This window comes from Flavobacterium omnivorum, from assembly GCF_900099915.1.
Lineage (GTDB): Bacteria > Bacteroidota > Bacteroidia > Flavobacteriales > Flavobacteriaceae > Flavobacterium > Flavobacterium omnivorum.
Genome location: NZ_FNDB01000011.1, coordinates 24,926 through 38,228, shown reverse-complemented (window position 1 = coordinate 38,228; position 13,303 = coordinate 24,926). Strand labels below are relative to the sequence as shown.

Here is a 13,303-nt window from a genome sequence, read left to right as displayed (position 1 = left end):
CTTCACTATAAGAATTCAAAATACAGTTATAAGATAAAAAAATTAAAGTCTTACTTTCATAACTGCTTAATTAAGAAATTTGTATCTATAAAAATAACAATTATGAAAAATACTCTTTTTATCTTTTTAGGATTATTATTGTTCTCCAATGGTGCGTTTGCCCAGCTTAAAGCAGTAAAATATACGGATGGAAATCAAAAATTAAATGGATTGTCAGTTGCTCCAAAGAAAGGAAACAAAACCAAACCAGGTATTCTAATTCTTCCCGCTTGGAAAGGGATTGATACTCATGCAAAAGAATCCGCAGCAAAGCTTTCTAAAATGGGATATTATGCCTTTGTCGCTGATATTTATGGTGAAGGAAATTATCCAACAACTACACAAGAAGCAGGAAAACAAGCAGGTTTTTACAAAAACAATGTCGCTGATTATCAAAGACGCATTCAACTCGCTTTAGACCAATTAGTAAAAGCAGGAGCTAATCCTAATAACATTGTTGTAATAGGATATTGCTTTGGAGGAACAGGCGTGCTTGAAGCAGCGAGAGCTGGAATAAAAATCCAAGGAGTAGTTTCTTTTCATGGCGGTTTAGGACGTGATGCTTCCCGCATTAACAATCCAATAACTGCAAAGGTTTTAGTTTTACATGGTGCCGATGACACCTACGTTCCAGCTACAGAAGTAGCTGCTTTTCAACAAGAAATGCGTGATACAAAAGCAGATTGGGAAATGATTTATTATGCTAATTCTGTTCATGCCTTCACAGATCCAGAAGCAGGAAACGATAATTCTAAAGGAGCTGCCTATAATGAACAAGCCGCTAAACGATCTTGGGAACGTATGAATTCCTTCTTAAAAGAAGTTTTGAAATAATTTTTCCAATATAATTTTTCAAAAGCAGTATAAGTTCGGTTTTTTTGTTAGTTTTATATATTAAAATGTAGCAAGAATTCTATAATTTATACTGTTTTTTTTATGTCTAAAAGTAAAATCCGAAACGACAAAACCTGCCTTAATTGCAGATATGTGGTAGAAAATAAATTCTGTCCTAATTGTGGAGAAGAAAATACCGATACCAGAAAGACGTTTCACCACCTCTTTATACATTTTTTTGAGGATTTAACACATTATGAAAATGCTTTTTGGCGCACTATAAAAAATCTTTTATTCAAACCTGCTGCATTAACTAAAGAATACCTTTCCGGAAAGCGACTCTCCTATTTAGCGCCAGTTCGACTTTATATTTTTATAAGTTTTATCACTTTTCTTTTGATTGCCATTTTCCCCGGCAAAATCAATTCTTCAGAAAAAACCATCGAAAAGAAATCCACCATTACCACCAAAAACAAATCGTTTCAGAATATTATAACCAAAAATGATTCGGTAAAAAAGAACCAAACTGATTCAATTGAGGAAGAAGACGGAGTTCAAGATTTTGGATTCAACTCCGCGGAACAATTGGACTCTGTCCAAACATTTCAAGATTTTGGAGACGACTCCTTGGAACAATTGGACTGTATCCAAAAAAATGCTCCAGAATCAAAAAAGCTGTCCGATTTTAGTTATTGGATGATTAAAAAATTCCAAATCGTTAAAGACAACAACACACAAAGCGAAATCATTGAAAAGTTTATAAGCTCCTTTACCCACAATTTACCCAAAGTGCTGTTTGTATTCATGCCTCTTTTTGCTTTTTTCCTTTGGCTATTCCATAATAAAAAACGTTGGTATTATTTTGATCATGGAATTTTCACATTACATTATTTCTCCTTTTTATTATTGATTTTTCTGCTTTTGTTCCTCATTAACAAAGCGTTGTCACCATTTACAGAATCCAGTTTTATAACTTTTATACAGATTGTGGTTAATTTTATCGGAATTGGATGGATGATTTATTATTTTTATCCCGCACATCATCGTTTTTATGGTGAAACCCGCATGATATCTTTTATAAAAAGTAGCTTGTTATTTTTTATAAACTTTATTCTGGTCCTAATTATATTATCAATTTTTGCTCTTTACACCTTTATCAATTTACATTAAAAAAATGAAAAAAATCTCTTTATTAAGTCTGTCCGTTATCTTAACCTTAAGCTGTGCCTCTCAAAAAAGTAGTTTCGCTCAGGTGGAACCAACAAAATACATGAATACAATTACTGCTGAAGAATTAAAAACACATCTTTATATCGTGGCTTCCGATGAAATGGAAGGCCGTGAAACTGGATCTGCAGGACAGAAAAAAGCAGGTGTGTACCTCATCGATCAATACAAGAAAAACGACATCAGCTTCCCAACTGGCGCTTCAGACTTTTACCAAAAAATCCCTGCTGCTTTTCTAAATGCAAAACGCAACGAAAATTTACCCGATTCAGAAAATGTTTGGGCCTACATTGAAGGATCTGAAAAACCGAATGAAGTGCTTGTAATTTCAGCGCACTACGATCACGTGGGAGCAAAAAATGGAGAAATTTATAATGGTGCTGATGATGATGGATCAGGAACTGTTGCTTTACTTGAAATTGCGCAAGCATTCCAAATTGCTAAAAAAGCAGGGCATGGTCCTAAACGATCCATACTTTTTCTTCATGTTACCGGCGAAGAACACGGCTTGCATGGTTCCAGATATTACTCTGAAAATCCATTATTTCCCCTAGCTAGCACAATAACCGACATCAATATAGATATGATAGGCCGACGCGATGAAGCACATGCAGCCAGCAACAATTATGTTTATGTTATTGGAGCAAACCGATTGTCATCCGATTTAGATAACATTTGTACCATTGCAAACGCAAAATATACCCAATTGAATTTAGATTACAAATACAACGATCCTAAAGATCCAAACCATTTCTATGAGCGATCTGATCACTATAATTTTGCTAAAAACGGAGTTCCTTCTGTTTTTCTTTTCAATGGCGTTCATGCGGACTATCATAAACCAACGGACAGTCCCGACAAAATTGAATATGATGCACTAGCAAAAAGAGCAAAGTTTGCTTTTGTTATCGCCTGGGAGCTTGCAAATCGCAGCGAAAGACCAATTGTAGATAAAAAATAGACTACATATTTGGGCACATCCACGCTTTCACTAACGTTACAGCTTGGTCGGGCTATCCGTTGCAATCTTTTTTATCTCGTCAAAAAAACGAGATAAAAAAGGATTTCCCCTACTATCCCTTGTGCAAATCCCATAAAAAAAGAGCTTTGAAATAAATTGAAAAGCTCTTTTTTTGCTCTTTGTTTATTAAACCCTTTCGTCAAATTCAATTTTGTCTGCACTATCGATTTTAAATAGAGATTCCTCCGCTGGCAGAGAAAAGTAAAAAGAAGATCCTATTCCCTCCACACTTTCAACCCATATTTCACCATCATTTTTTTCTAGAAATCCTTTCACCAATAACAAGCCTATTCCAGCACCTTTGTTATCTTTTCTTGCTTTTGAAAGTGTACTCATTTGAGGCGTAAAAAGTTTATCTAAAACCTCTTTAGACATTCCAATTCCGGAATCCTTTATCTGAATTATTACTTTTTCTGTTTCAATTTTCGCCAAAACGGTAATTTCCCCTCCAGGTAAAGAATGCTTGATGGCATTAGAAATTATATTTTGAAAAACAGAAAGTACCATTTTTCCATCTGCAAAAACACTAGTATCTGCTTCGATTATATTGCAAAGAGTGATAGAATTCAAAGAGGCTGTTTCACGTAAGGAATCAAAAACCTTTTGTACATAAGTAAAAGGGGTAATCTTTGTTGGAGAAAACACTTCAGATGCATATTTTATTCTAGCCCATTCTACTAAATTATCTAGCATATTTAACTCATCTACCGCTGTTTTATGAAGTAAATCAAGCATTTCTTTTGCTTTCTTGGATTCTAATCGGTCAAAATTTGTTTTCAAATATTCTGCCGTTCCTATAATACCAGATAATGGACTTCTTAAGTCGTGGGATACAATTGCAAGTACATTTTCTTTGTGTGCATTTAAATCTTCCAGTTCTTTAACATATTTCTTGATGGCATCTTCTGATTTTTTTCGTTCCGTCAGATCGCGCAGAATTTTAACAAATCCCAATCTTTCGCCGTCCACACCGATGAGCGGAAAAACCAAACCGTAAGCATAAAACACTTCTTTAGACTTACAAATATGCCATCTATTGTCTGTAGCTCTACCCTCTAATAGCGCAGCTTGAATTTCGGTTTGCGGAATACCATTTTTTATATCTTCTTCCGTGAAAATTATATCAAAACTTTTTCCTATAATTTCATCCGATTCATAACCGAAAATTTTTGCAGCTCCAGAACTCCAGCTATTTATTATAAATTCATTATCGAGAGTGAAAATCGAATAATCTTGTAAACTATCAATTATTTGGCTATAAAACTCAGCTGTTGGAATGTATTTATTTTTAAGGATTTTAGCATTTATTTTCTCGTTTTCCATTAAATTATTTAAATAATATTTTAAATTTTGAAAGCTTATAATCAATTGATTTGACTATCTAAGGCGTTCAAAGATAGACAAAAGAAAATACGATTGATTTAATCCAAAGAATTTAAAACCTAAAGGCCCAATAAGCACTAAAAAAGCTATTTTCTTGACTCGATATATAAGAAAATTCTAAATAACCTTATCGACTTCAATGTGATTTTTTACTTTTTTTTACGATTCAAGCTAATAAAATAGTAACTGCAATCTCGCAAAACCTTTCGTAGCAAAAGGTGATTAATTTATTGATTTTTTTAGTTTAAAATACCTTCATTAGTAAAATATTAATTCTTCTAAAGTGTTTCCATTCGAATAAATTACAGACTGATTCAAATGCTTATTAGGATTTGTATTAAAACTACAACTATTTCTTAAGTTAAAGCCTTTCCAGTTGAAAATCTAGCTCCAATCCTTGAGTTAATTCTTTCTTGATATTAATGCCATTATATTTCAAACCAAACCTAGAAGTAAAATATAATTTACTGTTATATAACGCATTACAATAATTCTATAAATTTTAGAACGAATTGTATAAGTTTTCAATAAAGCTTTATGCCTAAATTTGAACTCATTAAAACACCAATCATCACAGTGCTACTTTAAGTGCTTTACTAACAGTATTGAGTAAAGAGTAAGCAGAGAATATTTTTTTCATACTCAAAATTAGATTCCACCTTCGCAACATAGAAAAAAAGCTAGGATACCAATCAGAAAAGAGAATCGCATAAAAAAAGCAATAATTATAAAAATTACTTCCACCTGAATCAATATCAAGTTCTATAATACGCATGGGTTACCAAATTTGATTACTAACTTTTAAATGTTTAATTATGAAAAATGAAGTGAAAATTAATGAAGTAAGTTCCGCTACCCTCAAAGGTCGACGGGAATTTCTTAAAATCAGCGGACTGGTCGTTGCCAGCACAGGACTGATTATGATGGGATGTAACGATGATGACAATCCCGCTGCTGATGATAAATTTCCAGGTGTTCGAAATGGAAAATTTGATTTAGGCGGCAACGATTTAGGTGTACTGAGTTATGCTTACGCATTAGAGCAGTTAGAAGCCGACTTTTATACGAAAGTAGTTAATGCAAGCAACTTCACAACAACTTTTAATGCAAGCGAACGACAAGTTCTAACTGATTTGTATTATCATGAAGTAATTCACAGAGAATTTTTCAAAACTGCATTAACCGGTGCCCTTCCTAATCCAAGCGTTCAATTACTTCCAAATTTGGCGTTTAGTTATGGTAGTTTAAATTTCAATAGCCGAAATGAAGTTTTAGCCACTGCAAAAGCTTTAGAAGACACTGGAGTTGCGGCTTACAATGGTGCTGGTAAATTGTTAACAAATCCTGATTATTTGCTATTGGCTGGAAAAATTGTTTCGGTCGAAGCACGTCATGCTTCTGCGATTAGAAGTTTAATTAATCCCAATTCCGCTGATTTTGCTGGTGATGATGTAATAAACACGACTAGCGGACTTGATGTCGTAAAAAATCCTTCTGAAGTGCTACCTATTGCCGGTGGATTTATAACAACTTCTTTTACTGCACAATTTTTACCCTAATTAAACTTAAATCTTATCATTATGAACATATTAAAATTTTTAGAACCGTTTACCAATGAGAATTTAATGAATGGTAAAGGTTCAAGAAGAGACAGTTTCAATTTATTTGGACATTTAGGTAAAAATGCTGCATTAGCAGCTGTGCCGTTTGGTCTTGCTGGGTTAACTTCCTCTAATGCATTTGCTGCTGATATTAGTCCTACACCTGCAACTCCAATTGGAGCCCTGCAACTGGCGCTAACTCTGGAATATTTAGAAAAAGAATTCTATATTATGGGTTTAGCCTCAGGAGTAATTCCAACAGGTGGCCGAGAAGAAAAAGTATTTATGCAAATTTCTGCACATGAAACTGATCACGTTACCTTCCTGATTGCAGGTTTAGGAGGATCTGGAAGTGCTAATTTTGTTGCCAAACCCACTTTTGATTTTACTGTTGGTGGTGCTTTTGATCCTTTTAATGCAACTGGAATTGGAAAAACTGCAGCATACGCTCAATTTCTGGCTTTGGCACAAGCTTTTGAAGATACGGGAGTTCGTGCCTATAAAGGACAAGCTGCTAATTTAATATCTACCCCTGATTTATTAACAGCAGCATTGCAAATTCATTCAGTGGAAGCCCGCCATGCCTCGGAAGTAAGAAGATTACGGGGTTTAAAAGGATGGATTACTGGAAACGAAAGAGGAGCTGGAATGCCTGCGGCAACTCAAGCAGTTTATGACGGTGAACAAGTTACCACTCAGGTAGGTTACAATACAGCCACACTTTTTGGAGCAGCTGCCGGATCTGAAGCTTATGATGAGCCCTTAACTACAGCTGAAACTGTTACTATCGCGAATCTATTTATCGTGTAATTATTAGTTGAAATTTCAAATAAACTCAGTGTTTTATAAAATTGAAATTCAACACGTTATTCCACAAAAAAAGCCTCTCATTTCTGAGAGGCTTTTACCTTTTTGGGTGGGAGACGGGGCTCGAACCCGCGACCCTCGGTACCACAAACCGATGCTCTAACCAACTGAGCTACAACCACCATACTGCTTAGCGGTGGCAAATATACAACATAAGTTTACTTTTGCAAATAATTTTTTTAAAAATTTACATCTATTTTAGATCAAATCTCCTAAGCTATTGACTGCCAAATATCTTTCTACCGTAAAACCTTCTGCATGTTCTACTCCAGAAAGCCGTCCCAAATCTCTAGAACGGTAATTTAGGCTTTCCAAGAAGTTTTTACTCGTAATTGGGGACTCAGGCTCGTTCGAATTGGCATCATAAAACTGAGAACTGTAAGCCAAGATCGCTGCAATCTTTCTATCTGTAAAACCCGTAATGTCAACCACAAAATCAGGCTCTATATTTTTCCATTGAATGTAATGATATACAATTTTAGGTCGCCAGGCAGTCTGCTTCTCTCCCGCTTCTGTGGTTTCTATTTTTATCAATCCAGCTAAAAAACAAGCATCTGAAACCAACTTGCTTCCCTTTGCATGATCGATGTGACGGTCATCAATCGCATTGCATAAAACTATTTCTGGTTGGTATTTACGAATCATTTTTATGATTTCCATTTGATGGTTTTCATCATTGACAAAAAATCCATCTCGCATTTCTAAATTTTCACGGACAGAAACGCCCAAAATAGCAGCAGCTGCACTAGCTTCCTGATCTCTTATTGCAGCAGATCCGCGAGTTCCTAATTCGCCACGAGTCAAATCAATTATTCCCACCGTTTTTCCTAACGAGATTTCTTTTAAAATGGTTCCTGCACAACCCAATTCCACATCATCAGGATGCGCACCAAAAGCCAGTATATCTAATTTCATTTTATTTGTTTTTTTTTAATATCGAAACTTACTAATTATCTAAACCAAATCTTCTACAGCACTTGTTTCATTGTAGCAGATTTATTAACGCTTTCCTTCCATTCATTTTCTGGAATACTATCTTTTGTAATGCCGCAGCCCACATACAACTGCGCTTGAGTGATTGCGCGTTTCGAATCGTCTTTGATTTGCATGCATCGCAAATTCACATACAGATCGGATTTTATCTCTCCAGTATTGAATCCTTCCTTGTTTAATTCACCTAAAAAACCGGTATAATATTCTCGGTCATAGCCTTCATTTTCCAAAATAAAATTTTTTGCGACTTCTTTTGGTAATCCACAAACGGCAGGCGTCGGGTGCAAAACGGAAACAACTTCTTTTAAGCTTGAATGCTCGTTAATTACACCTTCAATGTCTGTTTTAATATGTGCTAAAGTTCCAGCTTGTACAGTGTACGGACTAGAAAAAGCTACTTCTGAAGTCAAATCCTTTAAATTATTCAAAATGAAATCAGTTACAAATTGCTGTTCATCTATTTCCTTTTTTTTCCAAACTACTTCTTTTGAAGGCTGCATTTTTTGAGTACCTGCTAATGACATTGTATAAAAAGTATCTGAATTGGCCTTTAGTAATCGCTCCGGTGAAGCGCCCATCCATAAACCTATTTTGGGATGAAACCAGCAATAGCAAAAAGCAGTGGGATAAGTTTGAATTAATTTTTCGAAATTTGAAACTAAATCAAAATTTGACACACTAACAATTTCTTTCCGAGACACTACTACTTTTTTCAAAGTACCTTTTGCAATAGCGTTAATTCCCTTTTGTACAAGCCCTTCAAAATGTTCTTTGGCTTTAATATCTTCTGAATCTTTGAAATCCAGAGCATTATTTTCATCAGAAGAAGTCACTAATGTTTCCCATTTTACGGATTGATTTCTGGGAATCAATATCATTTGGCTTCCTTGAAAAGGAGCGAAAACAAATCCGGTCTCTTCAAAATTCTCGGCAAAATATAAGTGATCGTTATTTTGAAAAAAACCAATTAATTTGATATTATTTGGTTTCCGATACAATACAAAAGGTAAATTTTGAGCTTTTTGCTGTTTTACTTTTATAAAAAAATCAATCATTTCTAATGTTTTAATATATAAATTCTATTGAAAAAAAGGGTTTTATCATCTGGCAGATTTTTGTTAAAACCATTTTAGTGCTTTTCCTTGCCTTTCTTTTTGGCTTTAGTCACAAGTAAAATGCAACTATTTATCTACGCTTTTTCTTTTTGGCAAAATCATATTTGTCAATTTACAAAGCGATATTAAGGTATTCTTTTCATCCGTAATTCGTATTTCCCAAAGATGAATGCTTCGTCCTTTATGCACGATTCGTGCGGTTGCCGTTACAATACCGTCTCGTTTAGCTTTCAAATGATTGGCTGAAATTTCAATTCCGCGCACCTCGCTTAGTTCGGAATTTACATAAATCATAGAAGCGGCACTACCTACACTTTCTGCTAAAGCCACTGACGCTCCACCATGCAATAATCCCATTGGCTGATGTACAGAAGGATTAACGGGCATTGTAGCTACTAAAAAATCTTCTCCTGCGTCCGTGTATTCAATATTTAACGTCTGCATTAAGGTGTTTTTAGAAACGTGATTGCAATATTGAAGTATTTTTTCTTTGTCGAATGTCATATTTTTGCTTTAAAAATGTAAAATTAAATAAAAGATAAGTCACAAAACAGTAATTACAATTGTTATTCTGATTTCGAAAATAGATTTTTCCTATTTTTACAAAAAATACAACCAGATGCGAACCAAAATAGTCTTGCTTTTTATTGGAATAGTACTTTCTATTTGTTCCTGTCGATCTGATTTTGAGACCGTAGCCAGCACTGGAGATTTAATGTTTTCCAAGGATACGATTTATCTCGACACTGTTTTCTCAAACATTGGTTCCAGTACGTACCGACTCAAAGTATACAACAAAAGTAAAAATGACATTACCATTCCAAGTATTAAATTAGGAAAAGGATTAAGTTCTAAATACCGAATGACCGTTGATGGAATGCAGGGAACAGAAGGTAAAATTTTCAACAATGTGGACCTTTTAGCCAAAGACAGTTTGTATATTTTTATAGAAACTACTGCTAATACTGCTGATGCTAACCCAAGCGATTTTTTATATACCGATCAAATTCAGTTTGACAGCGGCGAAAACCTACAAAATATAGAACTGGTTACGCTGATTCAAGACGCTGTTTTCCTGTATCCAAAGCGTTTTGCTGATGGAACCACTGAAACACTGCCCATTGGAAATGAAAAAATAGATGGTTTTTATCTGGATGAAAATGATCCCATAAACGGAAATGAATTGCAATTTACCAATGACAAACCGTATGTGATTTATGGCTATGCAGCGATTCCTTCAAACAAAACGGCCACTTTTGAAGCTGGAACTAGAGTGCATTTTCATGCTAATTCTGGACTTATTGTAGCCAATAAAGCTTCGATACAAGTCAATGGAGCACTTTCTACAACGGACAAGCTCGAAAACGAAGTTGTTTTTGAAGGCGATCGTTTAGAAACTAATTTTTCAAACGTACCAGGACAATGGGGAACGATTTGGCTTACTGACGGCAGCACCAATAACACAATAAAAAACCTCACAATAAAAAATGCTACCATAGGCTTGTTGATTCAAAATAATGATGGCACCACAGCATCAATCAAAAATGCACAAATTTACAACTCAGCAAACTACGGAATTTTGGCGCAGACCGCAAAAATCAATGCCGAAAACGTAGTCATTAACAATGCTGGGCAAGCGAGTTTAGCTTGTACGTATGGAGGAAATTATAAATTCTCCCATTGCACTTTCAACAATAACTGGAATAGTTCGCAACAAGTGACCGTTTTTATTAGCAACAATATTACGGGAGCAATTCCTGAAGCGCGAGATTTGACTGCTGCTACTTTTAATAATTGTATCATTTATGGCTCCTATTCCAATGAGATGATTTTGAATAAAAAAAGTGAAGCTACTTTTGAATACCAGTTCAACCATTGTCTCATCAAATTTGACAACGTGTCCAATCCATTTACCACCAATCCCAATTATCAATTTACTGCGGACACAGCACATTATAATGGTATAATTTTGAATAAGGACCCTAAATTTTTGAGTGTTCCACAGCATAAATTGAACATTGATGCAACTTCTTCCGCTTTCGCAAAAGGGAATTCGGTTTATTTAATTCCCTTAGATATTTTAGGAACTACTAGAACGCTACCCCCTGATTTAGGTGCGTATCAAAGCAAAGCCTTTCCCAAATAGAAAACAGTAATTATTAACTGCATATAAAAAAACACTTCATTTAATTAAACATCTAGTAACATTAAACTGTGATATAAATAGTAGTTTTGACCAAATTCCGATTACAACATAAAAATTCATTTTAAAACCAAATTAAACCAAGAATCAAACTATGAAACAAATCTACTCTTTACTCTTATTATTTATTTTTACAGCCGGTTTTGCACAAGCGCCAGATGGCTACTATGCAAATGCAACAGGAACTGGTTATACGTTGAAAACTCAATTGTACAATATTATAAAAGACCATACAGTACAAACGTACGCAGGATTATATATCACCTATGAAACGTCAGATATTGATAATTTCTTTGAAAAAGATGGTTCAGTTTTAGACATGTATTCCGAGAATCCAGCGGGAACAGATCCATACACGTACAGCATTGCAACTGCGCAGCGATGCGGATCTAGTGGTTACGCTAAAGAAGGCGATTGTTACAATCGAGAACACATTATTCCACAATCTATATTTAGCGAAGCATCACCAATGGTTTCGGATGCGCATTTTATTACTCCTACTGACGGAGAAGTGAACGGAATCCGATCCAATTATCCCCATTCTGTAGTAACAACTGCAACTCAAACTACTCTTAACGGAAGTAAACTTGGAGCCAGCACAACTGCTGGTTACTCAGGTCTTGTTTTTGAACCAATTGATGAATTCAAAGGGGATATTGCCAGAATGTATTTCTATTTTGCAACTCGTTATGAAAATACGGTTGCCGGATACAATTACCCAATGTTCAATAATTCAACTAGCAAGGTATTTACCATGGCATTTCTAAATCAATTGTTAGCTTGGCACAATCAAGATCCAGTAAGTGCCAGAGAGATTGCACGTAACAACGCTATTTTTGCGCGTCAAAACAACAGAAATCCTTATATTGACAATCCAAGTTATGTAACAGCTGTTTGGACTACAGAACCTACAGATACAGAAGCTCCTACTGCTGCTACAAATTTAGCAGTGACTGACATTACTTCAAATTCAGCAAGATTAACTTGGTCTGCAGCCTCAGACAATATAGCTGTTAAAGGGTATGATATATATGTAAACGACACTTTTAAATCCACTGAAACTGGATTAACTGCAACTGTTTCTGGGTTATTAGCTTCTACTAGCTACAACTTTTATATCATTACGAGAGACGATGAGAGAAACTCCTCTGCAGCAAGTGCAACAGTAACAGGAACAACTACTGCTACCCCAGCAGGTGGATCTGGAGCTAAAGAGCTATTCTTTTCAGAATATGTTGAAGGAAGCAGTTTTAACAAAGCATTAGAAATCGCCAATTTTACTGGAGCTGCAGTTGACTTGACAGGGTACTCCATTAGAAAACAATCTAATGGTGCTGGAGCATGGAGCGCTGGATTAAGTTTGACTGGAACGTTAAACTCAGGTGCTGTATTCGTTTTAGTTGATCCACAAATAGCTGTTAGTTGTTATACATCCTCTAATGCAAACTTATCATCTGCTCAAGAAGCTTTTAACGGTAATGACCCAATGGGCTTGTTTAAAAATGGGATCCTAATCGATATTATTGGAACATTTAGCGGAGGAGCATCAAATTTTGCTATTGATGAAACGCTAAGAAGAAAACCAAGTATTGCTGCACCAAATACAACTTTCAATAAAGCAGCAGAATGGGATCTTTATGCCAAAGATACTTGTAATGGGATTGGAAGTCATTCCTTAGCTACTTTATCCAACGATGATTTTGACGCTAGTGCTTTTACAATCTATCCAAACCCATCAAACGGTAACTTCAAAATAAATTTCGGAAATCCAAATGAAAACTACAATGTTCAAGTGTTTTCAGTATTAGGTCAAAAAGTTTTTGAAAAAGATTTTAGTAACAGCTCTGCTGTTACCGTAAACAATCTACAAAAAGGGGTATACGTAATTAAGATCACAAGCAACACGCAATCTAGTACTAAAAATCTAATTGTAAATTAATTAAACAAATAATATGGGGGAAGCGGCATTTATTGCCGCTTTTTTTATGCCCAAAATAGCCAATTTTAAGTCCTTCAGCTC

The 13,303-nt window shown here is 35.1% G+C and carries 11 protein-coding genes and 1 tRNA gene; 7 read left to right on the top strand and 5 right to left on the bottom strand.

Features of this window, described 5'->3' with window-relative positions:
* Positions 1-102 precede the first annotated feature (102 nt).
* The 3 genes from BLS90_RS11250 to BLS90_RS11240 all read left to right on the top strand — a co-directional run bounded on the left by BLS90_RS11250 (position 103) and on the right by BLS90_RS11240 (position 3,061).
* Positions 103-873 (top strand): dienelactone hydrolase family protein, encoded by a 771-nt coding sequence (locus BLS90_RS11250; RefSeq protein WP_091257755.1) that lies wholly within the window; start codon positions 103-105, stop codon positions 871-873.
* A 102-nt stretch (positions 874-975) separates the two neighbouring features.
* The gene (locus tag BLS90_RS11245) at positions 976-2,043 is read left to right on the top strand and encodes a DUF3667 domain-containing protein (RefSeq protein ID WP_091257753.1); all 1,068 of its coding nucleotides are present in this window, start codon (positions 976-978) and stop codon (positions 2,041-2,043) included.
* 4 nt (positions 2,044-2,047) lie between these two features.
* On the top strand, positions 2,048-3,061 hold the full coding sequence (locus BLS90_RS11240; RefSeq protein ID WP_091257751.1) for a M28 family metallopeptidase: 1,014 nt from the start codon (positions 2,048-2,050) through the stop codon (positions 3,059-3,061).
* 186 nt (positions 3,062-3,247) lie between these two features.
* On the opposite strand, the gene BLS90_RS11235 is transcribed toward BLS90_RS11240, so the two are convergent.
* Positions 3,248-4,444 carry a PAS domain-containing sensor histidine kinase gene (locus tag BLS90_RS11235; protein WP_091257749.1) on the bottom strand — a complete coding sequence of 399 codons (1,197 nt, stop codon included), beginning with the start codon at positions 4,442-4,444 and terminating at the stop codon, positions 3,248-3,250.
* 875 nt (positions 4,445-5,319) lie between these two features.
* Here BLS90_RS11235 and BLS90_RS11230 point away from each other — a divergent pair.
* Together BLS90_RS11230 and BLS90_RS11225 are read left to right on the top strand one after the other, a co-directional pair.
* Positions 5,320-6,063 carry a ferritin-like domain-containing protein gene (locus BLS90_RS11230; protein WP_091257748.1) on the top strand — a complete coding sequence of 248 codons (744 nt, stop codon included), beginning with the start codon at positions 5,320-5,322 and terminating at the stop codon, positions 6,061-6,063.
* Between the two features lie 21 nt (positions 6,064-6,084).
* Entirely contained in the window at positions 6,085-6,915 is an 831-nt protein-coding gene (locus BLS90_RS11225; RefSeq protein ID WP_091257746.1) for a ferritin-like domain-containing protein, read from the top strand.
* Positions 6,916-7,019: 104 nt separating this feature from the next.
* Here the strand turns inward: BLS90_RS11225 and BLS90_RS11220 are convergent.
* The 4 genes from BLS90_RS11220 to BLS90_RS11205 all read right to left on the bottom strand — a co-directional run bounded on the left by BLS90_RS11220 (position 7,020) and on the right by BLS90_RS11205 (position 9,584).
* Positions 7,020-7,095: transfer RNA gene (locus tag BLS90_RS11220), tRNA-His, on the bottom strand.
* Between the two features lie 75 nt (positions 7,096-7,170).
* Positions 7,171-7,887, bottom strand: coding sequence for a bacillithiol biosynthesis deacetylase BshB1 (gene bshB1 / locus BLS90_RS11215; protein ID WP_091257743.1), 717 nt, complete (start codon positions 7,885-7,887; stop codon positions 7,171-7,173).
* 53 nt (positions 7,888-7,940) lie between these two features.
* Complete coding sequence (locus BLS90_RS11210) at positions 7,941-9,020, bottom strand: isochorismate synthase (RefSeq protein WP_091257741.1); 1,080 nt, start codon at positions 9,018-9,020, stop codon at positions 7,941-7,943.
* 126 nt (positions 9,021-9,146) lie between these two features.
* Positions 9,147-9,584 carry a PaaI family thioesterase gene (locus BLS90_RS11205; protein ID WP_091257739.1) on the bottom strand — a complete coding sequence of 146 codons (438 nt, stop codon included), beginning with the start codon at positions 9,582-9,584 and terminating at the stop codon, positions 9,147-9,149.
* A gap of 115 nt (positions 9,585-9,699) precedes the next feature.
* Between BLS90_RS11205 and BLS90_RS11200 the strand changes: the two genes are divergently transcribed.
* Positions 9,700-11,226 (top strand): right-handed parallel beta-helix repeat-containing protein, encoded by a 1,527-nt coding sequence (locus BLS90_RS11200; protein ID WP_091257737.1) that lies wholly within the window; start codon positions 9,700-9,702, stop codon positions 11,224-11,226.
* Positions 11,227-11,377: 151 nt separating this feature from the next.
* Positions 11,378-13,222, top strand: coding sequence for an endonuclease (locus BLS90_RS11195; protein WP_091257735.1), 1,845 nt, complete (start codon positions 11,378-11,380; stop codon positions 13,220-13,222).
* Positions 13,223-13,303: the final 81 nt, after the last annotated feature.

Coding starts and splice junctions, on each gene's coding strand:
- BLS90_RS11250 (WP_091257755.1), top strand. CDS start 103: ATGAAAAATACTCTTTTTATCTTTTTAGGATTATTATTGTTCTCCAAT.
- BLS90_RS11245 (WP_091257753.1), top strand. CDS start 976: ATGTCTAAAAGTAAAATCCGAAACGACAAAACCTGCCTTAATTGCAGA.
- BLS90_RS11240 (WP_091257751.1), top strand. CDS start 2,048: ATGAAAAAAATCTCTTTATTAAGTCTGTCCGTTATCTTAACCTTAAGC.
- BLS90_RS11235 (WP_091257749.1), bottom strand. CDS start 4,444: ATGGAAAACGAGAAAATAAATGCTAAAATCCTTAAAAATAAATACATT.
- BLS90_RS11230 (WP_091257748.1), top strand. CDS start 5,320: ATGAAAAATGAAGTGAAAATTAATGAAGTAAGTTCCGCTACCCTCAAA.
- BLS90_RS11225 (WP_091257746.1), top strand. CDS start 6,085: ATGAACATATTAAAATTTTTAGAACCGTTTACCAATGAGAATTTAATG.
- bshB1 (WP_091257743.1), bottom strand. CDS start 7,887: ATGAAATTAGATATACTGGCTTTTGGTGCGCATCCTGATGATGTGGAA.
- BLS90_RS11210 (WP_091257741.1), bottom strand. CDS start 9,020: ATGATTGATTTTTTTATAAAAGTAAAACAGCAAAAAGCTCAAAATTTA.
- BLS90_RS11205 (WP_091257739.1), bottom strand. CDS start 9,584: ATGACATTCGACAAAGAAAAAATACTTCAATATTGCAATCACGTTTCT.
- BLS90_RS11200 (WP_091257737.1), top strand. CDS start 9,700: ATGCGAACCAAAATAGTCTTGCTTTTTATTGGAATAGTACTTTCTATT.
- BLS90_RS11195 (WP_091257735.1), top strand. CDS start 11,378: ATGAAACAAATCTACTCTTTACTCTTATTATTTATTTTTACAGCCGGT.